Below are 22,698 nucleotides of genomic sequence, written 5' to 3' on the forward strand. Positions count from 1 at the left end.
CGGCAGAGCCCTGCAGATCTCCCCCGGAGGCAGCCAGTTCCGGCCGCGCGTTCAGCGCCCACTGGGGATTGATTTCTCCCGGTGAAGAAAGCCCCATGTTGGAACGGGATAGGAATAGATATTTATCCGTATAAATCGAGCTGTGTTCCCCAAAGAAGTTACTGCTCGGGTCATAGTTGAGATCGACGCCATCCGGATCGATATCAGTCGGCTTTCGCACGTTCCCGGCTGTATTCAGGTTGATCAACCCGTCCAGATCGTAAACAGTGAAGGAAAACAGGGGCAGAATAAATTGAGTAGGATCGTTAGGATTTTCCACGGGAGGAAAATCAAGGTCCATCCAGATCCCTTCTCGGGGACCAGTGCCATCGTTATCTACATCCAGTTCGAGAATCGGCTCCCCTGTCACACTATCAAATGAATCTGTAAAAATGCCTAACTCACCGTGAGCAGTAGCATTGCCTCCCGCCACTGTGGTTGGTTGAAACGGGAACGCACTTGAAAAACGCGGTGTCGTGGATGCGGTTCCACCCGGATCGACGAATACATGTGCTGGATGAGGCCGGAGAACCCTTGTAGTAGTCTCTTTATCGGGATTAATAGTACCATCATTCTCATACCAGTCTCCCACATGAACACCGCTGGTTGCATCTCGAAAAAACTGGGGACGGACGAAAGAGGGGATGATGACCCGTCTGAGAGTTCCACCATCAAATGTATAACCATCGTAGGCGAGAAACAGATTGTTGATATCGGGCGAAGTATAATCGACGTCCGGTTCGGGAATATTATTCTGCCGCAATGCAAAGGGTAATGTGCCACCATGGGCGGCCCGACTGTGGTTTAAGGCGAGCAGATTTTGATCAGCATCAGGAGTTCCATCAAAATCCTGATCGACGGAGACAATCCCTGAACCGCCCATAATCACATTGATACCCTGCCCGGTGAAGGGGTGGACATCGGAGCCGAACATTTTAGGCAGCATGGAATGCCACTTGCCATGCAGGGCACTGTTATAGAGCTGATCATCGGGACCGACAATCAACTGGCGCAGCCCCCAGTTGAAGAGGACGTCAGCATCGAGACCGGGGTCGGCCTGGTTGACGGCTGCTTCGGTAAAGTACTGCGCACTGCGCTCTTCCTGGGAAGCGAAAGTATAGAAGACGACCCCCAGCAGCGACAGCATTGCCAGCAAGGCGATCACGACGAGCAATGTCGAACCGTGACGTGCCTGCTGCTGTAACTGACTGTCATTGAGTGTGATCTGTTTCATACGATTGAATTTCATTTCAAAACCTCCCAAAGTGACCAAAGGCCGTGGCCCGGTCCGGCACGATGGGGAAAATGCCTGCTGTTGTCTTTTATTCTTCACTCCGACTTCTGAGCGGATGAATCAGGGTCATTTGCCTGACCTGTCCCGAAGTCGGATCTTCATAGCGAACTAAAATACGAATTGCGGTTAAAGGACTGGGATAGTGCTCAGTTCCCTGATCCGTCAGGTCATACACTGGTAAGCCTGCTGAATCGGAAAGCATCGGATAAGGGGGATCAAAATCAGACGCAACCGAAGTTGCGGGATGCCAGGTATCAAATACATTCTTCCATTCGGTATTCCCGGCTTCCGCATTCTGTTTTGCGCCGGCAGCAAAGCGGGCCGTGACTGGTAAGGCAGGATCGCCGATATCAACAAAGTCCTGATAGCGATCATCAAACACCTTGATATCAAAAGAACGCACATTGGCGAGGACGAGGTCCTCTGAACGGCGCGGACCGTTTTTCAGCATCTCCACGACACGCGTCTCAGAATTGACAACCAGATTCGGTCCGGTGGGATCCATGGGATTGCCCCCGCCCCCCAGGGAAACTGGCATCAGATCCTGCGGATAGTTAAAGTTGACATGTGACGTTTCCTCATGCGTGAAGCGGCCGATAAATAACTGTGGATTCGAGGCAGACGAACTGGTCATGTACTCGCGCGATAAGCCGGTCGCATGATTAAACCCAAACCGATAATGGGGTCTGCCCAGTGGGAAGTAATCAGTACTGGGGGAAGAGTTATCCAGGTCTGTTAAATCGTGAAGACGCGCTGAAAAGATACCTGATCCCGAAGGAGGGGTTTCATATCGAAAGGCGGAAAAATCAAAATCGCGCCAGAAATTACAATCTGCGTGTTCATCATCACTGTAAAGGGGATCGGGTATACTTCCACCGGGCCGCAGAAAATACGGAATACCGTTCGATGTTTGAGGTTGTGAGTCGGTCACGCCCGTAACTGTTAATGGTTCACGGATTAATAGTTCACGGCGATAGAGATTACTGCCTCGCAGGAAGTAACTGACTTCAACTGCAGAAGATTGAGACGTGCCATCGGCGACGATGCGACCATCATCGGCATCCGGCTGATTGGGATGATTTGTCAGGTTTTTGTATGCTGTGGGAATAAACGAATGATTCATATTCGCGCGACCGTAGTAAAAACCTTCTGTATCATCATCCTGGCTCGGATCGGAAAAGGTCGAGACGGTAAATTGCAGAATATCATCGGTGTCGTCATTGGGATCATTCTCGGAGATGTAGAAGTACCCTTTACGATCAGCCTTATAATATTCAGGGCTGCGCGGGTCAGTTGAAGCAGGTTTTGTACCGGGTGGTGTTGTAAAATCGATGTAGTTGGCGAAAGGCAGCAGGTACTGGAACGTACGGTTATCCAGATCGGCCTGCATGACAGTTACCAGCAGACGTTCGCGCTGATCATTTTCAGAAATCCCCCGCTGCGTGGTCATGGAGCCGGACAGTATCTGGAAGATCTCGGTAAACATCAGCATCATCAGCAGCACCAGTGCTACGGATACGATCATTTCCACGAGCGTAAAACCAGTGTGGAACGCAGCAGAACTGCGATCGGACTGACTCGCCTGGATTCGATTTGATGTTTTCGGTTTCATAAAACACTTCACTTTACTACGGCCCGGGAGGGGTTACCTGTTGTTTATCTTGCTTTGTTTCCCAGTGGATAGACCTGTACGACATTGGGCATCACGATCAGACCGTCAACGGGTGTGCCTGCACTACCTGGATTATTGATGGACTGGATGATCGGCTGATCCAGAATCAGGTCGGCATACTCTGCGCCGGGTGCCGTGGCTTCTTCTTCATTGACAATCAACTGAATGCGATACCAGCGTGCGTTTTTCGCGTCAAAGACGTATCCCCCCTTTTTCAGCAGTGGTCTCTCTACACTGTTATTATAACGCAATCGGAACGCACGCCGCTGGTAGTCGTCGGAACCAGGCCAGCCTGCTTCGCCTGCAAATTCATCAATGCCGCGACCATCACTATTATCCCCATTTTCATCATCATCGTTATCGTCATCTACACCGGCAACCCCCCATTGGAGATCATTCCCGGGGAGCCATTCAGCTACAAAGTTTTCGACCTGATGCAGGGCTTCAAATTCGGGAGAAAAATTGCGACGGAAGAAAACGACCACGTCGACGGAAGCGACATCCGTAGCGATTGATCGACGGACGGTTAACAGATACGAATACTGCATATTCAGAATTTCGATCCGAACTTTGGAGATACTATCATAAAGATCGTTATCAGGAAGGGGATCCCCCAGGCTGATTTCCCTGGTAGAGGTATCAACACTGCCCCCCGTGATACTACGAGTCTGAATCTGTCTGCCAGTCGAATCATAAATCAGGATCCGTCCGCCGGTCGTAGAATCGTTTAAAGTAGTCTGCAATTCTCCCAGTGACAAAATACCGGAATTGATGTCCTCATTATCGATCTCAATGGTATCTCGTGTGCCATTGATGCTGAAAGGAATCCCTTCATACAGCAACGTCCAGCTGTCCTGCTGAGAGAAAAAATTCATCGCCTGCAGCTGTGTTGTCAGACCGGCATGATAGCGGGGAATACGTGTGACTGGTGTGCTGGAACCATCGTTGCCAAAACTGGCTTCCAGTCCTGTGCCATCCTCTGACGCGTAAAAACTTCCGAGGGGATCGACAATGTAATTCCGGTTTCTACGCTGATGGGCGATATGCCCGTTTGGATTTAATGTCCCATCCGGATCGAACACAAAAAGTTGCGGGAATGCATCGATCAACGCTTCGGCGTTATAACGGAGAACGGTCGCGTTCGTGAGTTGGGTGGCCTGCACGCCACGCATAATGGAGATCGGGAACAGTGACGCCAGTGAAACAACGCCGATGCTCATGATCATGACAGACATGAGTACTTCCATCAGCGTGACACCGGTCCGCGAAACGAATCCCGAGCAAACAGATCTATTGCAGTTTTTCAGAGGAAATTTTTTCATTTGGCAAGCTCCCCTGTTTCTGCATAGAAGAATACATCCGGGGGAACATTGCCTGGCTGATCGAAGAAGAGCGGATAGGCACTCACATTCCCGGTTCGCGTGAAGATTGTTAACATCGACGGGGTTGTATTCAACTCTGTTCTCCAGACAACGCCATTATCCGTCACAGACGCTCCCTCAGTGCGGGCTGCTGCCGTACGAAAGACCGTGGGATCAGCACCGCTCTGTCCTGCAGTAGTGCATACAAATACTCGATCATAGGGTGTGAACTCGTAAGGCCCTTGTGCAGGGAACAGAACGCGAGCTCCCTCTGCATAATTGACGCCGCGGCGCCAGGCTGACTGAATATTCTCCAGCGTATCGACGACAAAGTGAATTTTGCCTCCCCCTGCTTCACTGCCTGAAACCGTGCCTCGAGGAGAAAACATCAGATCCAGGTGGCTGGAATAAAGGCGATAATCATCGCTGCCCGGCCAGAGATATTCGTTGTTATCATCGGCGCCTCCACTACTATCATCATCGATGCCGGCTTTACCAGGGAGACCATCTTCGCCTCCAGAAATTCCAGTTACACGCCAGCTGACAGGTAGGTAGGATCGATCCAGATCAATGCCGGCATTGTTGGGCAGGAGTGTCGGTTCTTCACCTGACAGCACAACGGGAGGCAGTTCCAGCAGATAGGTCGAAGGACCACTGCCGGGCGCGAAAGCGACGACCTCATTGGGAGCAGAAGTGCCTGGATCCCGATAGGGAGTTGTCAAACGTAAAACTTCATCGACATCCTCATCATATGAGGCCTCGGGCTTTGAAATGGGTGAACTGTTCAAATCAATCGTGTACCACGAACCACTGGCATCGCCGGGAATTTTAATCCGTGCACCATCTTTTATCTGACCTCGTGTGTACAGAAACCGCCAGTCAGTCCCTCCACCACGTACATTCAGAATGGTATCGGGGATACCATCTGGTACTGGGCTGGCATCGATCCGTTCCAGGCGAATTACGCCCTGAATCCAGTCGGGACTGGGTGCGATATAAACCATGCTCGTCACAACGGTCGGGTTATTAGGATCGATCAGAAAACGGACGCCCCGTGGCTCTTTGGCATAGATGGCCCGATCACGGGCTCCCGCCAGATACGACTGCACCTGGCGTGAGGCGCCACGGGTCACGTCGCTCGAGAGTGCAAAATTGATCGAACTCACCGTCATGACAACCAGAATTGCCATAATTGAGATCACGACCAGCAACTCCACGAGCGTAAAGCCGACTCGTGTTGCAACTCGCTGAGAGAACTGATTGTTCCTGTGAAAGGCGGGCATGGAATTACCTTCCTCCGGCGCGTTGATTGTGATTAGTGATATTATCATAGACGGCATCAGTGGTGCCCGGTATTCGCTGCGCCAATACACCACAATTGGTTTCATCATGCGGTTCATACAGCCCCAGCATGCCATCCTCGCCGGCGGAAACAATTAAAGGCAACCAGTACGTGCCTGCCGTGGCATACTCCCCGGTGTTATATACAACCGTTGTATTGAACAAGGAAATCAACAGATCGCCGGAGCGCTTATTTTCATGTTCGATGCGGCTCTGGGGATCGTCAGGATCGACACTCAAGGGGTCCTGTTCGTTGAATCCTGCTGCAGATGCGGGAGGCAGACCATCAAAGAAGACGCTGGCAAAAGGCCGATCAATGCCGCCTGCTTCAGGTCGAATCACGCGTGTCGGCCAGCGATAAAAACGGAGCGGTCTGCCCCAGCCATCCACAAATTCCATTAAGCCGTCGCCGTCGGTATCTTTCACTTCAGACGCCGTAAAAGCATCTTCTCCGACGGGGGGGACGCCATAAGTTTCATGTTTGGTTAATACATAGTAGAGGTATTCCGAACTGATGCTGACACCGCCATCCCCCGTAAGGGTATCACTGCCGACGGCTCCGGAGGTAACACCGTTCTGAGCCTGCATCGCAGTGTTGATTTGCGAATTTTCCTCGATGTACTGAGGAAACTGTTCTCGAAAAATATCTTTGCGTACCAGAATTTCCACGACCGGTTTAGGGAGACTGCGGTATTTTGCACCATTGGCATCAACCAGAGATACGTACTTCTGTCCGATCAGAGATTCAATCTGCTTTTGATTTTTCGCTGAGTCGAGCGCTTTTCGCATGGCTTCGACACGATTCTGTACCAGGCCATTAATCTTAACAATGGTCGCCATGGTCGCTTTTTCACGGGCTTTATTACCGATATTGCGTACCACGAACGCAGACGTGGCAATCAGAAACAGCAGAATGCCGACGACCATCATCAACTCGACGATGGTGAAACCGCCGCGATGTGATCGAACAGATTGTGAAGCTGTTAAACGTCGCATTTTAAAAAACCTGACTTCTTAAAAACTGAATCATGATTACTGCAGAGACCCGCTGACAAAGTTAGTAATGTTATCCGCTTCTACAGCGCGATTACCCGGCAGGTTCTTACCAGGAGAGTAATTGCCACCTTCTCCCAGCTGGTAATCAGAACCGGGTGAAATGATCTGGAATGACTTGGGCTTGAAAGGGGGACCAAGAGTTGAGGATGCAGGATCCCCTTGACGGTAAACGTCATCCATAATGGTCCCAAGATCACCAGAGCGATATCCACGCCCACCGTAACTGCTGAGATAAAGATAGGGAACCTGTTGACTGGGAAAGGAATCCAGATACTCCGGAGCAAACTCCCCAGGATTCGTTGCTGCATCAGTATCCACAAAGCGACTGATATCAAATTCAAAATATGGCCCCTGACGCCCTGAATTCGTGGCTGAGTATTCAGCGTCAAATCCGGGATCTGAAGAAGTATGCCCAGGATTCAAAAAGGGACGTGCCGGGTTCTTTGAGAAACCATAGATCCGAAAAGTCCCATCAGAGGTTCTTTCATAAACACCTCCTAAAAAGAACACGAGACATTCACCAGCATTCAGAAAAATTGTGTCGGATGTGTCTCCGTCGCCATTAATATCACAGGGAAGTGAGAAGTTGTATTGAGGCCACAGTTGTCGGATCAGACCTTTACTTCGTGGATCCCAGCTGGCGGAACCAGGTTCATAAAGGATAATTCCACTGGGGGGATCCATACCAAAATCAGTTTTGAAGGCGGTGATCGCTGTTTCCAGGTTTCCGATTTCCGCACGCACCTGTGCCTGCTGTGCCCGGAGTCTTACTGCTCCGATGGCGGGGATGAGCAGGCCCAGGAGAATCAGGATGATGACAATGGCGATCATCAGTTCGATTAAGGTGAACGCACGCCTGCTATATTCTGACGCCGAAAAGGTGATTGGCGGCCGACGTTTCATTGTTTACTCCTAACTCTTTACGGAAAAACAGTTTGAGATGGAAAAACTCTGGCTGTCTGATTTTGAGAGTCCGTTCAGCAGAGAGTTTTCTACATTATATTATAGGCAAATATCATGCCTTGATGTCCACATTAAACGTAACCTGTTGTGATTGTTAGTCATATTGCTATTTCACTACGTCACAGACAGGCGGAAATGCGGGAAAATTCTGTATTATTCTGCAACACCCTGTCCAAAACACTACGAAAGATCGTTCAACAGCTTAATTAAAGGCATGAACAGGGCGATCACGATGAAGCCGACAATCAGCCCCAGTATGATCACCATCAGAGGTTCGAGCAGACTCACCAGCGCGTCCACGAGCACGGCGACTTCTTCGTCGTACACGTCCGCCACCTTGTAAAGCATGTCGTCCAGCGCACCGGTCTCTTCACCCACGTCCACCATATTGACGACGATGTCATCCACGATGCGCGCTTCTTTGAGCGGAACCGCCATGGTTTCCCCTTCGCGGATCGCCGCGTAAATGGTGTCGAAGGCGCGCTGGAAGACCATGTTCCCTGCCGTGTCGCGGGCAATGATAATGGCTTCCAGAATGGGCACCCCGGACGCGATGAGCGTCCCCAGGGTTCGGCAGGTACGCGCGGTGACCGACTTACTGATAATTTTTCCTAATAAGGGTATGCGCAGCGAGATCCAGTCGACCACGAACGCCCCCTTCTTATTCTTCTTCACGATCTTGATAAATATATAAAATGCGAGCGGTACCGCCGGGAAGAGGTAGAAGTAGTTGACCACGATATCACTGACTTTCATCAGCGCCAGGGTAATGCCGGGCAGTTCGGTACCGAAGTCGAGGAAGATCTTCTTGAACTTGGGAATGATCCAGTACATGATGAAGCCGACGATCAGGCCGGCAACCGTGATCACGGCGACCGGGTAGATCATGGCCCCCTGCACTTTTTTCTTCAGACTCTGGGCACGTTCTTTGAACTCGGCCAGACGCTGCAGAATGATTTCGAGAGCACCACCGGCCTCCCCCGCTTTCACCATGTTGACGTAGAGGTTATCAAAACATTTGGGCTGCTTGGCCATGGCTTCGGAGAGCGTATTCCCCGATTCAATATCCTCGATTACGCCATCCAGAGAGGCTTTGAGCGGCCCGGGCTTGGCTTGCGCTTCCAGAATTCGCAGGCTTCTGAGGATCGGCAGACCAGCGTCCTGCAGTGTGGACAGCTGACGGGTAAAAGTACAGAGTTGCTTGGGCCGCACACCCCCGATGGAGAAGCCCCCTTTTTTGGCACTGGCCTTTTTTGCACCGCCGCTGGTTTTGCCGCCGGCTCCTTTTTTCTGTTTCTTACCGCGACCTTTTTCGGCAATCTTGGTAACGAAAAAGCCCTTCTCTTTAATGAGAGTCTGCGCATCAGCTTCAGAAGGGGCCTCGATCGTGTCTTTCACTTCGAGTCCAGTATTATCCATGGCCTCATATTGATAAACCGGCATGGCGTTACTCCGTCAAAAGTCGTCTTAAAAATGGTTTGTATTGTAAATGAGCCTGGTGGCCCTCGATTAAGCGATATCTTCCACGACGGTTTCGCGAACGACTTCGTCGATCGTGGTGACGCCGTCAAAAATCAGTTTCAGTCCCGCTTCACGCAGGGTAGTCATTCCCTGGCTGCGGGCCATCTCGCGAATATCATCCACCGAAGCATCTTCGGTAATCAGGTCGCGAATTTCGTCAGTGACGTCCATGAGTTCATACAGGCCCGTACGGCCTTTATAGCCCGAGTTATTACAGGTGGAACAGCCTTTTCCATAATAGAAACTGTACTGGCGGGCCTGTTCAATCGGGAGCTGAAGTTCCATCAACAGCTCATCGCTGGGTTCAAATTCGGTCCTGCATTCCTTACAGATTGTCCGCACCAGTCGTTGCGCCTGAATGGCTTCCACGGTCGCGGTGATGAGGAACTTGGGAATATCCATATCGCGCAGACGGGTGATTGCCGAGGGCGCGTCGTTGGTATGCAGCGTGCTGAATACCAGGTGGCCTGTCAGGGCTGACTGCACGGCGATTTCCGCGGTTTCGAAATCGCGAATTTCGCCGATGAGAATCTGGTCGGGATCGTGACGCAAAATCGCACGCAGAACAGTAGCAAAGGTGACTTGAATATCGGGATTGACGGGCACCTGAATCAGACCATCGATGTCGTACTCGATGGGGTCTTCGGTCGTAATAATTTTTTCTTCGATGACGTTCAGTTCGTTCAGGGCAGAATACAGCGTCGTGGTCTTGCCACTTCCCGTGGGTCCCGTCACCAGTACAATGCCGTTAGGGCGGTGAATCATTTCCCGGAAGCGTGACAGGGTCGTGGGATCCATGCCGATCTTGTTGAGGTCCAGCTGCACCACGGTCCGGTCCAGCACCCGCATAACCACGGCTTCACCAAACAGGGTCGGCAACACACTGACTCGCAGGTCGACGGGGTTGCCGCCAACATTCAATTCGATTCGACCGTCCTGCGGCAGACGACGTTCTGCGATATCCAGGTCGGCCATAATTTTTACACGCGAGACGATGGCATTGGCCAGGTGGCGTGGTGGTGGCACCATTTCATAGAGCACGCCATCGGCACGTACGCGGATCTTGAATTCGTCTTCGAAGGGTTCGAGGTGGATGTCACTGGCCTGGTCTTTGATCGCCAGCAGCATCACCATGTTTAACAGTTTTCGAATGGGGGCGGCATCGGCGACTTCTTCGGCAGAAGAGAGGTCATAGACATTTTTGCTCTTGTCTTGCCCGAGTTCGTCTTCCATGGCACCGATGACATCTTCAATGCTGTCCTGGCGCTCGGCGTAGTGGCGGGCAATCGCTCCTTCCACATCTTTCAGATTGGAAACCGCCCCCCGGACATCGTATCCCAGGAAGTTCCGCAGGTCATCGAGCGCGGACACGTTCTGAGGATCCGCCATCGCGACGGTGAGCACACCATCCTTCAAAGAAATCGGCATGATCTTGTAGATGGAGGCCATTGTTTCCGGCACGAGTTCGAGCACCTTGGAAGGGATATTGGTCTCTTCCAGTTCGACGACGGGCATCCCCCACTGTTCCGCGAGCGCCTGCGTAACCTGTTCGTCGGTGACCAGGCCCATCCGGATGCCGACCTGACCGATGACTTCACCCGGGCTCTGCTTCTGCTCTTCCAGGATATCCCATAACTGATCTTCTGAGATATATCCCAGATCGACCATAATTTGACCAAGGCGTCTCGCTGCCATGTATGTCTACCTTTTCAGTTTGTTTTACTTTCCGGAATGACTGACCTGCTTTGGCGCTTCCCTGCCCCCTGAGTCTCAATCCTCAAAATCGTCGTCCTCTTCGCCATCTTCATCGTCTTCGAGTAATCCCTTCTTCGCCATGGCGATTTTGGCCTTGAGTTCACCGGGATTATTCGAACGCATGACGACATCTCTTTCCTCACAGAGCCCATCTCGCCAGAGGTTAAACAGCGCGTCGTCCAGCAACTGCATCCCGTACTTGCGTCCGGTCTGAATACTGGAATTGATACGATATGTTTTTGCTTCACGAATCAGGTTGGCAATCGCAGGTGTAACCACGAGCATCTCGTAGGCAGCAACCAGCCCCTTCGGTTTTTTGGGCATGAGTGCCTGACTGAGGATCCCGATAATGGATGAAGAGAGCTGAGTACGAATCTGGTCCTGCTGACTGGTGGGAAATACGTCAATGATACGGTCGACGGTCCCCTGGGCACCGGTTGTATGCAGTGTCCCAAACACGATGTGCCCTGTTTCCGCAGCAGTAATTGCAGCGGAAATCGTTTCGAGGTCACGCATTTCCCCCACCAGAATCACATCGGGGTCCTGTCGCAGCGCACGCCGCAAGGCTTCGGGAAAGGAAGGCACATCGACGCCGATTTCCCGCTGATTGATCGTAGATTTATTATGCTTATGATAATATTCAATGGGGTCTTCCATCGTGATAATATGATGGTCCATCGTATTATTCATATGGTTGATCATACTGGCCAGACTCGTCGTCTTACCACTACCTGTGGGTCCCGTTACCAGAAACAGACCACGCGGGCGTTCCAGCAGATCGGTGATGACAGAAGGCAGTCCGAGTTGTTCAAATGTGAGAAACTCGTTCGGAATACGACGCAGCACCATACCGATCTGGCCGCGCTGTTTGAACACGGAAACGCGAAAACGGGCTTTTTCACCAAAGGCAAAACCAAAGTCGGTCCCCCCGACTTCCTGCAGTTCCTGCTGGTTCCGTTCGGGTGTGATACTCTTCATCAGGGCGACGGTATCATCGGGTTCCAGGCTCTTGGTTTCCAGTCGTACCATATGCCCGCCCATGCGCACAACGGGGGGTTGCCCTGTCGTGATATGCAGGTCGCTCACTTTTTCTTTAACGACCGTTTCCAGCAGTTTGTCAATCTGAACTGTTGCCATCCAAAGTACTTTCTGAAAATTCTTTGATTGAAAAGTGAGCGATCACCGAAAGTTCGCGGGAACGACGATAACGCCAGAAGTAGAGATCATTCTTTGAGTTGAGTTATTCATTTCCCAGAACGAATTCGCTCCTGGATTTTTCCCTGATCAATCGGGTCCAATGAGAATTTAGTGATACGTAAATCAGCAAATTAAATGAAATAAAAGATAAGACGTTCTAGAAATGGTTTACTGAAATCAGGTCGCTTAATTGGCGTTCCTGACATAATTATCCGGTATTCTGCTGCAAAACTCAACAAATGCACGGAAATAGATCAAACTCTTCACATGAAAGCAGGGTGGTTTTTCCGGTTACTTTCACCTGACGAATCTGATCAATTGTATTTTTTCGTTGTTCTTTTAAGACCCTTCCAGACCTTTGGCCAGCTTCATTGCCTCCGAAAGTGTTGTGATCCCCAACAGGGCTTTCTCGGCGGCGTCCTCAGCCAGTGATTTCATGCCGTGCAGGCGAGCCTGTCTTCTGATGTTCTGGGCCGCCTCACTGCGGAAAGTCATCTCACGTATAGCGGAATTCATCATCATCAGCTCAAACACCGCTTTACGCCCCTTATAACCGGTATGTGAACACGTGTTACAACCCTTACCTCGATGATGAATGGCGTTTGCCAGCTGAGTTTCGGTAAATCCGAGGTATTCCAGTTCGCCTGGATCGGGGACATAAGTCTCCACACACTTACCGCAAACAACACGAACCAGGCGTTGCGCCATGACTGCCATTACACTGGAAGCGACGAGGAACGGCTGTACCCCCATATCGATTAAGCGTGTAATAGAACCGGGCGCATCGTTCGTATGCAGCGTACTGAATACCAAGTGTCCTGTCAAAGATGCCTGAATTGCCATCTCAGCTGTTTCTTTATCTCGAATTTCGCCAACGAGGATCACATTCGGAGCCTGTCGCAACATCGCTCGAATGATACGGGAAAAATCGAGGCCGATATTATGTTTCACTTCCACCTGGTTAATACCGGGCAGATAGTATTCGACAGGGTCTTCGGCGGTAATGATCTTACGGTCGGGTCGGTTCAACTCACCGAGGGCACTGTACAAAGTTGTTGTCTTTCCGGAACCTGTGGGTCCGGTCACCAGGAAGATGCCGTTTGGCCGACGAATGATTGTCTGAAACCGCCGATAATTTTCTTCCGAAAAACCGAGGCTACGAATCCCGACCTTGATGTTATCGCGATCCAGAATACGCATGACCACTGCCTGTCCGTGGTTGGTCGGTAGAATACTGACACGCAGGTCATAGTCCTTTCCGGCAATCGTTGTTTTAATTCGACCATCCTGCGGACGCCGTTTTTCAGCGATGTCCATCTGCCCCATAATCTTGAAACGCGAGACCAGCGCCATCAGCAGGCGGCGGGGAGGGCTGTCGCGTTCAATCAGTACACCATCGATGCGGTACCGGATGCGAATCCGGTCTTCAAAGGGTTCGACATGAATATCACTGGCCCGCATATTAACGGCTTCACTGATGATCATGTTCGCCAGTCGGATCACCGGGGCACTGTCATCTTCATCAGCGACATTGCTGGAGGAGGCCAGTTCCGTGGCAGTAATGTCGATGGCGGTTTCCGTAAACTCCTTCAACATCGTATCAACCGACTCGGTTTCGCTCTGGCCATAATGCCTGTTGATGGCAGCCTGAATCGATTCGATGGGAGCCATGACCACGTCAATGTCACGGTTAATAATAAACCGCAGCTTATCGAGCACTTCGTATTTCATCGGGTCATGCAGGGCGATCTGCAGTGAATCCCCATCCATACCTACGGGAATCACCGTATTTTCCCGGGCCATGGATTCCGGGACGAGTTCAATTACCGACTGAGGAATTTCGAGCCCTTCCAGCTCGATGAACTCGTACCCATACATGGATGCCTGTGCCTGGGCAATGACTTCCGCACCGACATATCCCAGCTTGACGAGTGCTTCTCCGGGGGAAATTCCCATGGAGCCGGCCATACTCGAGGCTTCATCCAGCTGAGCGGGACCAAGAAACCCATCATCGACTAACTGTTGCATCCAATCATCGGCCATTCAATTTCTCCACGGGAAAGTATCACTGTTCGACGGCGAGGAATCTGTTTTTCCCATAACATACAGTGGGAATCAAGACTCTCGTCAAATCTGGTTTATTAAAATTATATGAACTCCCGGTGGAAATCCACCATTCAGCTGATCCAAAGTCTGCTGAACCTGTTCGTCATACCCACATCAACGGAGTTGACTGACTGCTGATTTTCCAATGTGTCATTGGGGAAATAAGACGTTAGATATGTCGAGCGAGAATTGTTCAATGTGCCTGGAGCTGAAAGAGGAATGGCCCGTAACACGTTTTAAATTGTGTTGACGGGAATATTCTATAATCAACCAGAACAGGCTATTTTAATTTTGAGGCAGACGACATAGGGTGTCAAGGATGTAAATCACGATACTGATAATACTTGAGAGAGTTTTCATTTTCTCTTTGTACAGCAGGCACCCGGCAGACCCTGAATTCTCAGCCTGCAAAAGATTGTGCCAGCTCCTGCATGGCAGCTACCGCTGTTTCAATTTGCTGCACTGTTGTAAAAGGCCCGGGACTGAAACGGAGCGTTCCTCCGGCTTCTTTTGATCCAATACAGGCATGAATGCGAGGCGCGCAGTGTAAACCGGCCCGGATCTGAATTCCGAAATTCTCATCCAGTATGGACGCCAGCACCTGCGGTTCGGCAAATTGACTCACCAGGCTCACGACTCCCACCCGATCTTCGGCCGCCCCGGGTCCGGGTAACAGAAATCCGGGAAGCTGCTGCAGCCCTTCCAGCAACTGGGCTGTTAACTGCTGTTCATGCTGACGGAACTGAGCAACTCCCTGCTCCAGCACATACTCAAGGGCAGCACGCAAACCGATGAGGCCGGGAGCATTGTGATTCCCGGATTCGAATTTCTCAGGCATGGAGACCGGTTGAGTTTCTTCTTCGCTGCGGGTACCGGTTCCCCCCTGTCGCAAGCTCTGCACCTGATCGACCAGGTCAGAGCGAATATAAACCAGTCCCGTTCCCAACGGGCCCAACAAGCCTTTGTGTCCCGGACAGGCCAGAAAATCGATCGGCGTCTCCGCTACATTCAAAGGTAGATGTCCCGCGGACTGCGCGGCATCTACCAGAAATAAGGCTCCTGCGTTTCGCGCAATGTCGCCCACATCGTTCACGGGTTGAATGGTACCCGTCACATTGGACGCATGATTCAGAATGATCAACCGCGTGTTTTTTCGAATCGCATTTTGAAACGCCTGCGGTTCGACCAGGCCGCTCTGATCAGCGGGAACAATTGTGGTCTCCAGTCCCCAGCGGTCTTTCAATGTCTGAAGCGTTCGAAGTACCGAATTGTGCTCCACATCCGATGTGATGACATGATCCCCAGGCTTTAAGACGCCGTGAATAATTGTATTCAGGCTGTCTGTCCCGTTGAATGTGAAAGCGATCTCTTCCGGGCGTGCAGCCCCCAGCAGTTTTGCAGCCAGCTTTCGACATTGATCGATGGAGGACTGCAGTTCGATCGATTTCCGGTAAGCTCCGCGACCAACGGGGACACCACTGTTTCGGTGATAAGCGTCCATTGCAGTGTAGACAGAATCTGGCTTGGGGAAGCTGGTAGCTGCGTTATCCAGGTAAATCAACGGCTGTTCGCTCATGGTTCAGATTCAATCCACTTTCAGAATTCAGCCACCGATGGAATACATCGGGCGATCCGGCTGAATGAATCGTGCTGTGTTGATTTCATGCCCTTCTTTTTTCGCGGTAATACTGCCGCGTATCGCTGCGATGATTTCCTCATCAGGCGCATTCGCTTTAAACATGGCCCTGATATCCGTTTCCTCCAGGCTGAACAGGCAGTTGCGCAGCTTGCCATCGGCGGTGATGCGAAATCGATTACAGCTCATGCAGAACGGGGCACTGATGGAGGAGATGAATCCAATCCGTCCGACGCCATCCTCGAAGACAAAATTGGAAGCGGGTGCACTCTTGTCAGACTGTTCCTGTGGTACCAGAGGCATAATCCCCTGTGAGAGGATTTCCTGAATTTCATGGGCAAACAGAACTTTGTCACGTTCCCATTGATTATCCGCATCCAGCGGCATGAACTCGATGAAGCGAATTTCAGCACCGGTTTCCCGCGCCAGTTTTCCGAAGGGAACGATTTCTTCTTCCGTCAGGTTGCGGATGGAAACGGCATTGATTTTCACAGGATCAAAGCCAGCGTCGTGAGCAGACTGGATCCCCGCCCGTACTTTATCGTAATCGTCACGGCGGGTGATCTGTTTGAACTTGGCCGCATTCAGAGCGTCCAGGCTGATGTTGATCCGTCTCAAGCCGGCATCATAGAGCTGTTGTGCATATTGCGGCAGCAGAATCCCATTGGTGGTGATGCCGATGTCTTTAATTCCCGGAATGTCGGCAATCATTTTCACCAGTTCGGGGATATTTTTTCGAACCAGGGGCTCTCCGCCAGTCAGACGGATTTTGTCGACTCCCAGTGGGACCACCAGGCGAATGAAGCGCACGATCTCCTCGAACGACATAATCTTACTGCGATGTACGAACTGCACATCTTCGGAAGGCATGCAATAAAAGCAGCGGATATTGCAGCGATCTGTCACGCTGATGCGCAGATTGTTATGCACACGTCCAAACGTATCAATCAGTTGATTCAGATTTTCCATTAATGCCTCTTACAATCAGGACGGGGAACACGATCTGCTGACTCCCGCCAGTTCTCTACTCTTATTATAGGCAGTTCTAAACCCGAAACTGCTTTATTCTGTTTTGATTCCCGGATGTTCCCATTCGGTGGTGCCGTCAGACCAGTTTTCCTTTTTCCAGATGGGCACAATTTCCTTGAGCCGATCAATCAGAAAACGCCCGGCTTCGAATGCTTCCTTGCGATGAGCAGAACTGACGGCGATGGCTACGCTGATTTCACCCAGTGTCAGATGCCCCACGCGATGTTCGATGGCAATCCCGTGCACGTCCCACTGGTCGCGGGTCTCGTCAATCAGCTGCTGCAGCATCTGGTCAGCCATCTCCGGATAGGCCTCGTAGTCTAATGCCACGGTCTGTTTACCCGCAGTCATTTCACGTACGGTCCCCATAAACAGCACCACGGCACCGCATTCGTGCGAACGCACCTGCTCGGTGAGGACGGCGTAGTCAATGGGTTGATCTGTAATGGAAATAGAGTCTGTTTTCATAATCGGTAACCAACATACCAGGTGATCAGGTTCAATTTCAGCCGCCACTGACGGGAGGAAAGCAGGCCACTTCCTGAGCTTCCGTCAGTAACTGCTCTTCCCCGGCGTAGGCGTTGTCCACGGCGATTAGAAGCTGTCCACTCAACGGCTGCAACGAGGGATACTGCTCAGCAATGGCCTGCCTCAGACGGGCTACGGTTGTTCCTGCTCCCACTTGAACCGAGATCAAATCACTGTCTGCCAACTCGCGGGCCCGGGCAAATAACCTGACCTGAATCTGTTGGGCTGTCATGACACTACCAGTTTTTTCTTTTGCGGCTGCAAAGCCCGTCCCAGCTCAGGCATCAGTCCATAAGAGAGTGCCAGCAGTTTGAGAGGGTGGATGGTGGGAATCCGGCTTTCCTGTTCCATCTGCATTTTGCAACTGCTGCATTCAGTTACACCCGCTTGAACGTTTGTTATTTTCATATGATCGATCAGCTCCCGACCGATCTGCCTGGAAGTTTCAAAGGTATCACGGGCCAGACCGTAGGTCCCCGCCATGCCCGAACAGCCTTTTTCAATTGTATTCACCCTCAGCTCAGGAATCAAAGCGAGAAGCGCATTTAAAGCCGAACGTGATGATAAAGCCTTGATATGACAAGGGGTATGGTAATCCAACTCCAGATCCAGACGCCCGAAATCGGTTTTTAAACGCTGCGATTCGTGCAATTGCCAGAGAAATGCCCCCGCTTCGCTGACCTGTTCAGAAATCACCCGACTGTCTTCGCCAGGCACCAGCATGGGATACTCCTGTTTCAGACAGACTGCTGCTGCAGGTTCCGTGCAGATGATCTGATGCCCCTCTTTGGCAAATTCCGCGAGGATTTTAATGTTCTCCTCCGCTAAGCCACGCGCGGCAATCAAATCGCCGGCGGAAACCATCGCCATTCCCGATGCCAGCTGCTGCGGCGGGACATATACGGGAATCTGATTGTGCTGCAATACCGCCAGCATCGCGTGGGCCAGTTCTGGATCGTGGTAGTTGGCATAATAGTCAACGAAAAAGATGACCAGATTCGGATCACTGCCTGGTCGTGGTCGTTTCAGATATTTCTTGGGGACCGATCTCAAAAACGAACGTCGCGAAAAGAAGGGGAGCTTGCGATCGCGGTGAATGCCCATCATTTTTTCCATGAGCCACCGCGCAGAAGAATTATTGATCGCCCAGTTCGCCGCCATCGAAAGTGTACTGCCCAATGCGCCAAACGAATGGGCGCGCGACAGGATCCAGTCGGTATGATCCAGGCCGTTCGCAGAGACATACGCGGCCTTGGCTTCGATGGCCATCTGGGGAATATTAACGGTTGAGGGACAATCCAGTTGACATTGCTTGCAGTTGAAGCAGGTGTCTGCCAGATGTTTGGTTTCTGCTGAGGAAAGTTCGTTGGGATGCAAAGCCCCCGAGAGCAGACTACGGAAGAGATTTGCCTTGGCGCGGGGGGAGGCCTCTTCATCCGGGGCAATCCGAAAAACGGGGCACATCCTTGAACCAGCATCCTGACGTCGACAGGAACCACAGCCGTTACAACGGGCGGCTTCGTCCTGTAGTTCCTGCGGTGACCAGGCGAGCTGCAGGTCGACCAGTTCGGGAAACTTCTCCGGCACCGGCCTTAAATTGCGAATGGTTATATGCTGATCATCGTTGATGATCTTACCGGGGTTCAGCAGGTTATGAGGATCAAAAATATCTTTGACCTGACGAAAGACCCGGTATAAATCCCCGTATTGAGAACGAATGAACGCCGTCCGCGCCAGTCCGTCTCCGTGTTCGCCGCTGATCGTGCCATTCAGGGCAAACACCGTCTGGTAAAGTTCGCGGGCGATGGTCTCCAGGATGGGTGCATTTCGTTCCGTCAGCGCCGGCAAAAAGGGGCGCAGGTGGATTTGTCCCGAGGCGGCATGAGCATAGAGTGTCGCCGTGACCTGATGTTTCTGAAAAACTTTTTGTGCCTTTTGAGAGAACTCATACAGGCATTCGGGAGGAACCGCAATGTCTTCCACAAACGGCTGAGGCCGCGATTCTCCCGGCAGACGACTGAGCGATGGAACGACTTTCTGTGGCAGCGACCAGAGAAAATCCACTTCGTCCGGCTGATTGGATTCCATGGCGACAACGACGCGCGAATTGATATTCTTCACAGCAAGTGTCACATTATGCAGCCGCTGTTGTACCTGGGCATCACTGAAGCCGACCTGCTCAACCAGCAGTGCCGCTTCGGCTGCCGGAGAAATCAGCGATGCAAACCGCGGGTCTGCATCGCGGGCCAGTGACAGCAGGCGCCGATCCAGCAAGTCACAGGCGGAGGGTTGCTCGGGAATAATTGTCTGGACTGCTTTGATGGCAGAAGCCAGATCTCCGAACAGCAGGAGCGCCACGCCCCGATGCGCAGGTAACGGCGAGACATGCACCAGCGCGGAAGAGAACAGACCCAGTGTACCTTCCGAGCCGACCAGCATTCGCGCCAGATTCAGATGACTTCGGCTTTTAATCCCTTTCAGAAAATAGCCACTGCAGTTGGGAATGTTGGACCGCTGTTTTTCCTGGATCAATGCGGCATGATCAGTCAGCAGCTTGGAGAGTTTGCTCAAAATCGTGCGTTTGGCATGTTCGCCCCGCGCTTCGGGAGTCGGCTCATTCAGGAGTGAAGTTCCGGATCCTGTGGCAAAGGGCTGATTCAGAATCGACAGGCTTTCGTTTCCCGCTTCGAAACAGGTTCCATCAGCGAGAATCACTTCCAGTCGATTGACATAGTCCCGGGTTGAGCCGACCCGAATCGCCCGGGAGCCGGCAGCATCAATCGCCAGCATACTGCCCAGCGTCGTGACTTCGGTGTTCGAGGGATCTGGCGGAAAATACAGGCCTTGCGTTTTCAGATAGCGATTGAGTTGGGCATGTACCACACCAGGTTGAATGTGGACCAGATTATCGTTGATCAATTCAAACGCGTTCATGTAGCGGGCGCAGTCAATCACGATCCCACTGCCAATGGCATCACCAACCAGCCCCGTGCCTGCCCCGCGGGGAATCATGGGGACATTCATCTCCGAGGCATAGCGGGCGATCGTAATCAGATCATTACGGTCGCGGGGTGAGGCAATACACAGCGGCGGAACCTGGTACAGGCTGGCATCGCTGGCATAAATTGACAACGCAACGGGATCGCATCGCACATCACCTGCAATCAGACTGGAAAGATCTTCTGCGATTCGTTGCTGTTGACGGTCCAAAGTTACAGGCTCTCAGGTTGAAATTTTCGCACGCACATCAAAAGATTTTGAGGCAGATTCCATTGTATGCGATTGAAGTACCCGGTTTGAATACTCAATCGACCGAAACAGGCTTCATGCCGTTGATTCCCCCGCTGCTCTGAAAGAATCCTTATAATGCACGCAGGCCGCAGCCTTTATTCATTCTGCCTCGTCGACACTGCTTCCCCAGAAAGACAGATTCCAGGCAGTTCAACGTGTCTCTGCAGAATGCTTGTTGAAACCGGATGTATCGCGTGACTGTTTTGACAGCCATTCACAGGCAGGTTGTGGCAAGCCTTCATGGCCTCCCTGGAAAATCGTTACACGTGCATTGCCCGATTTTCGCCTGAGATGAATCTCGCGTCCATAAGTTTCATCGGTCACCTGATCGGAAGGCTGGGGGTTTTTCAGTGTTCCCTGCTCCCATAACTGCTGAATTTCTGCTTCGGAAACGGGAGTAGTCCTATTCTTCTCCGCCAGCACGTTGAAGGCATTGATTGTATGGGCGAAGGGAACCGAACCGGTTTGACCATCCGTCACACCAGCATTAAGGTCCAGAGGTAATTGAGTGGCATTCCCGACCCAGAACAATGGAGAACGATCACGGTATTGCTCATCAATTTCCTCTGAGGTGCCTGGTTTGTCCGTCAACGATTTTAAAATCATGCGGGCATAATTCTGAGGTACGCCCTCTTTCAGATGAAAGCGGTACCATTCCGCCAGATCGCTGATACCCACCCAGGCGGAAGCCGCCGAGAAACGATCGGGATGATGACCGGCCATCAGCATCGTCATATGCCCGCCTCCCGAAGAGCCTGCCAGGTAAATACGCGACTGATCCACGTTGTAATGCTGAATGACATAATCAATGGCGTCCAGAATATCCTGGCGTGCCAGTCGGGATCCACAGGCTTCAGGCTGCTGGTTGACACCTCGAAAATCGGGATGCAGATAAATCCAGCCGCGCCGTTCGGCTTCTTCCAGCCATTTCGCATTGTTCTGTTTATAATTACCGCTCCAGGAATGCAGAAAGACAAACAGGGGAGTCGGTTCCGTCTGAGCAGAAGCGGGAGCCCAGAGCATGGATGGCTGCAGACTGTGATCCAGGCTGCTTTTCACTTTAATGAGTTCCGGCTTTGCCGGTTTCTGATTTGTCTCAGAAACCTTTTCTGCTGCTGACAGACTCTGTGGATTCAAGGCGCACATACCTGATACACACAAATAGAATAATACAAATTTTGACATCGATGGGGATTCCTCAGTTCTTTGGCACGACACTTGATTTATTTCTCTTCCTGCGGTTCTGATTTCTGATTGGCGTATTCGATTTTGCCCCAGAGATTTCCGCCGACCTGACCGTGTTGCCAGGTACCAGCATAACGGCCTTCGTAGAACATCACGCGAGAAGTGAAGGTCCCCAGGCCGGGGATGGTCAAGTTGGTCAGGGAAATCACGGGAGTATCCCCCGCCCAGAAGACATTCAGAGGCATCGGTACATTGACATCATTCTCGCCATATTTGATGCGGGCGGTAATCAGCCACTGATCCCCCTGCAGTTTTTTGGCAGAAGCGATCTCATAGCGTTCTTCGCGAGGCGGTTTGCCGTTCTGCTTGCCATCAACACTGAAGTGCCCGACGAGAGTAGCACCACTCATCTGTTCTGCAAACTTCTGTTCAAGTTGCGCCTGGTCCGGCGCGCCAGCGCCCTTCTCTTCAGCCTGTTCCGCCGCAGAGACGACCATCGATGTCAGCAGCAGGATACAAACTGTCATAAAACTATTCTTGAGAAAACTCATGATTTCAGCCTCTCATTTTCATTGTGAATTTTCAGAACGAATTGAATTCGCTACGATACCGTAATCCTACACGATAACCGCTCACAGGTGAATCAACCGGTCGAACATATGACAGAATCAGAGCATCAATCACAGCCTGCTGAATCAACAGAAGCGCGAACCCCCTTGCCGGG

17 protein-coding genes are annotated in these 22,698 nt (G+C 51.6%); all 17 read right to left on the bottom strand.

Annotated elements, in window-relative coordinates; translation table 11 throughout:
• A partial coding sequence (locus AACZ40_RS17655; protein ID WP_339675238.1) for a hypothetical protein occupies positions 1-1,288 on the bottom strand: 1,288 nt, incomplete at its 3' end.
• 73 nt (positions 1,289-1,361) lie between these two features.
• Positions 1,362-2,945 carry a type II secretion system protein gene (locus AACZ40_RS17660; protein WP_291174094.1) on the bottom strand — a complete coding sequence of 528 codons (1,584 nt, stop codon included), beginning with the start codon at positions 2,943-2,945 and terminating at the stop codon, positions 1,362-1,364.
• 44 nt (positions 2,946-2,989) lie between these two features.
• On the bottom strand, positions 2,990-4,240 hold the full coding sequence (locus AACZ40_RS17665; RefSeq protein ID WP_291174092.1) for a hypothetical protein: 1,251 nt from the start codon (positions 4,238-4,240) through the stop codon (positions 2,990-2,992).
• An 83-nt stretch (positions 4,241-4,323) separates the two neighbouring features.
• The gene (locus tag AACZ40_RS17670; RefSeq protein WP_291174090.1) at positions 4,324-5,649 is read right to left on the bottom strand and encodes a prepilin-type N-terminal cleavage/methylation domain-containing protein; all 1,326 of its coding nucleotides are present in this window, start codon (positions 5,647-5,649) and stop codon (positions 4,324-4,326) included.
• A gap of 4 nt (positions 5,650-5,653) precedes the next feature.
• Entirely contained in the window at positions 5,654-6,703 is a 1,050-nt protein-coding gene (locus tag AACZ40_RS17675) for a hypothetical protein (protein WP_291174088.1), read from the bottom strand.
• Between the two features lie 36 nt (positions 6,704-6,739).
• Complete coding sequence (locus AACZ40_RS17680) at positions 6,740-7,666, bottom strand: prepilin-type N-terminal cleavage/methylation domain-containing protein (RefSeq protein ID WP_291174086.1); 927 nt, start codon at positions 7,664-7,666, stop codon at positions 6,740-6,742.
• Positions 7,667-7,906: 240 nt separating this feature from the next.
• Positions 7,907-9,169: a type II secretion system F family protein gene (locus AACZ40_RS17685; RefSeq protein WP_291174084.1), complete on the bottom strand. Its 1,263-nt coding sequence runs from the start codon at positions 9,167-9,169 to the stop codon at positions 7,907-7,909.
• 66 nt (positions 9,170-9,235) lie between these two features.
• Entirely contained in the window at positions 9,236-10,942 is a 1,707-nt protein-coding gene (locus tag AACZ40_RS17690) for an ATPase, T2SS/T4P/T4SS family (protein ID WP_291174082.1), read from the bottom strand.
• A 75-nt stretch (positions 10,943-11,017) separates the two neighbouring features.
• A complete protein-coding gene (locus tag AACZ40_RS17695) occupies positions 11,018-12,139 on the bottom strand; it encodes a type IV pilus twitching motility protein PilT (protein ID WP_291174080.1) in 1,122 nt (373 codons plus the stop codon).
• Between the two features lie 399 nt (positions 12,140-12,538).
• Positions 12,539-14,242, bottom strand: a complete 1,704-nt coding sequence (locus tag AACZ40_RS17700) for a GspE/PulE family protein (RefSeq protein WP_291174078.1) — start codon at positions 14,240-14,242, stop codon at positions 12,539-12,541.
• A 463-nt stretch (positions 14,243-14,705) separates the two neighbouring features.
• The gene (locus AACZ40_RS17705; protein ID WP_291174076.1) at positions 14,706-15,881 is read right to left on the bottom strand and encodes an aminotransferase class V-fold PLP-dependent enzyme; all 1,176 of its coding nucleotides are present in this window, start codon (positions 15,879-15,881) and stop codon (positions 14,706-14,708) included.
• A 27-nt stretch (positions 15,882-15,908) separates the two neighbouring features.
• Positions 15,909-16,910 (bottom strand): GTP 3',8-cyclase MoaA, encoded by a 1,002-nt coding sequence (gene moaA, locus AACZ40_RS17710; RefSeq protein ID WP_291174074.1) that lies wholly within the window; start codon positions 16,908-16,910, stop codon positions 15,909-15,911.
• 93 nt (positions 16,911-17,003) lie between these two features.
• Positions 17,004-17,438 carry a molybdenum cofactor biosynthesis protein MoaE gene (locus AACZ40_RS17715; protein ID WP_291174072.1) on the bottom strand — a complete coding sequence of 145 codons (435 nt, stop codon included), beginning with the start codon at positions 17,436-17,438 and terminating at the stop codon, positions 17,004-17,006.
• Between the two features lie 37 nt (positions 17,439-17,475).
• The gene (locus AACZ40_RS17720; protein ID WP_291174070.1) at positions 17,476-17,730 is read right to left on the bottom strand and encodes a MoaD/ThiS family protein; all 255 of its coding nucleotides are present in this window, start codon (positions 17,728-17,730) and stop codon (positions 17,476-17,478) included.
• Positions 17,727-20,708: an anaerobic glycerol-3-phosphate dehydrogenase subunit C gene (locus AACZ40_RS17725; protein WP_291174068.1), complete on the bottom strand. Its 2,982-nt coding sequence runs from the start codon at positions 20,706-20,708 to the stop codon at positions 17,727-17,729. Before AACZ40_RS17725 ends, AACZ40_RS17720 begins: the two co-directional genes overlap by 4 nt.
• Before the next feature lie 231 nt (positions 20,709-20,939).
• A complete protein-coding gene (locus AACZ40_RS17730) occupies positions 20,940-21,974 on the bottom strand; it encodes an alpha/beta fold hydrolase (protein ID WP_291174066.1) in 1,035 nt (344 codons plus the stop codon).
• A gap of 38 nt (positions 21,975-22,012) precedes the next feature.
• Positions 22,013-22,501, bottom strand: a complete 489-nt coding sequence (locus tag AACZ40_RS17735) for a hypothetical protein (protein WP_291174064.1) — start codon at positions 22,499-22,501, stop codon at positions 22,013-22,015.
• Positions 22,502-22,698 lie beyond the last annotated feature (197 nt).

It is taken from the genome of uncultured Gimesia sp. (assembly GCF_963972345.1).
In the GTDB taxonomy this organism is placed as follows: domain Bacteria; phylum Planctomycetota; class Planctomycetia; order Planctomycetales; family Planctomycetaceae; genus Gimesia.

What these genes read in the sequence shown, in the direction of transcription:
- AACZ40_RS17660 (WP_291174094.1), bottom strand. Translation starts at nt 2,945, where the DNA reads ATGAAACCGAAAACATCAAATCGAATCCAGGCGAGTCAGTCCGATCGC.
- AACZ40_RS17665 (WP_291174092.1), bottom strand. Translation starts at nt 4,240, where the DNA reads ATGTCTGTCATGATCATGAGCATCGGCGTTGTTTCACTGGCGTCACTG.
- AACZ40_RS17670 (WP_291174090.1), bottom strand. Translation starts at nt 5,649, where the DNA reads ATGCCCGCCTTTCACAGGAACAATCAGTTCTCTCAGCGAGTTGCAACA.
- AACZ40_RS17675 (WP_291174088.1), bottom strand. Translation starts at nt 6,703, where the DNA reads ATGCGACGTTTAACAGCTTCACAATCTGTTCGATCACATCGCGGCGGT.
- AACZ40_RS17680 (WP_291174086.1), bottom strand. Translation starts at nt 7,666, where the DNA reads ATGAAACGTCGGCCGCCAATCACCTTTTCGGCGTCAGAATATAGCAGG.
- AACZ40_RS17685 (WP_291174084.1), bottom strand. Translation starts at nt 9,169, where the DNA reads ATGCCGGTTTATCAATATGAGGCCATGGATAATACTGGACTCGAAGTG.
- AACZ40_RS17690 (WP_291174082.1), bottom strand. Translation starts at nt 10,942, where the DNA reads ATGGCAGCGAGACGCCTTGGTCAAATTATGGTCGATCTGGGATATATC.
- AACZ40_RS17695 (WP_291174080.1), bottom strand. Translation starts at nt 12,139, where the DNA reads ATGGCAACAGTTCAGATTGACAAACTGCTGGAAACGGTCGTTAAAGAA.
- AACZ40_RS17700 (WP_291174078.1), bottom strand. Translation starts at nt 14,242, where the DNA reads ATGGCCGATGATTGGATGCAACAGTTAGTCGATGATGGGTTTCTTGGT.
- AACZ40_RS17705 (WP_291174076.1), bottom strand. Translation starts at nt 15,881, where the DNA reads ATGAGCGAACAGCCGTTGATTTACCTGGATAACGCAGCTACCAGCTTC.
- moaA (WP_291174074.1), bottom strand. Translation starts at nt 16,910, where the DNA reads ATGGAAAATCTGAATCAACTGATTGATACGTTTGGACGTGTGCATAAC.
- AACZ40_RS17715 (WP_291174072.1), bottom strand. Translation starts at nt 17,438, where the DNA reads ATGAAAACAGACTCTATTTCCATTACAGATCAACCCATTGACTACGCC.
- AACZ40_RS17720 (WP_291174070.1), bottom strand. Translation starts at nt 17,730, where the DNA reads ATGACAGCCCAACAGATTCAGGTCAGGTTATTTGCCCGGGCCCGCGAG.
- AACZ40_RS17730 (WP_291174066.1), bottom strand. Translation starts at nt 21,974, where the DNA reads ATGTCAAAATTTGTATTATTCTATTTGTGTGTATCAGGTATGTGCGCC.
- AACZ40_RS17735 (WP_291174064.1), bottom strand. Translation starts at nt 22,501, where the DNA reads ATGACAGTTTGTATCCTGCTGCTGACATCGATGGTCGTCTCTGCGGCG.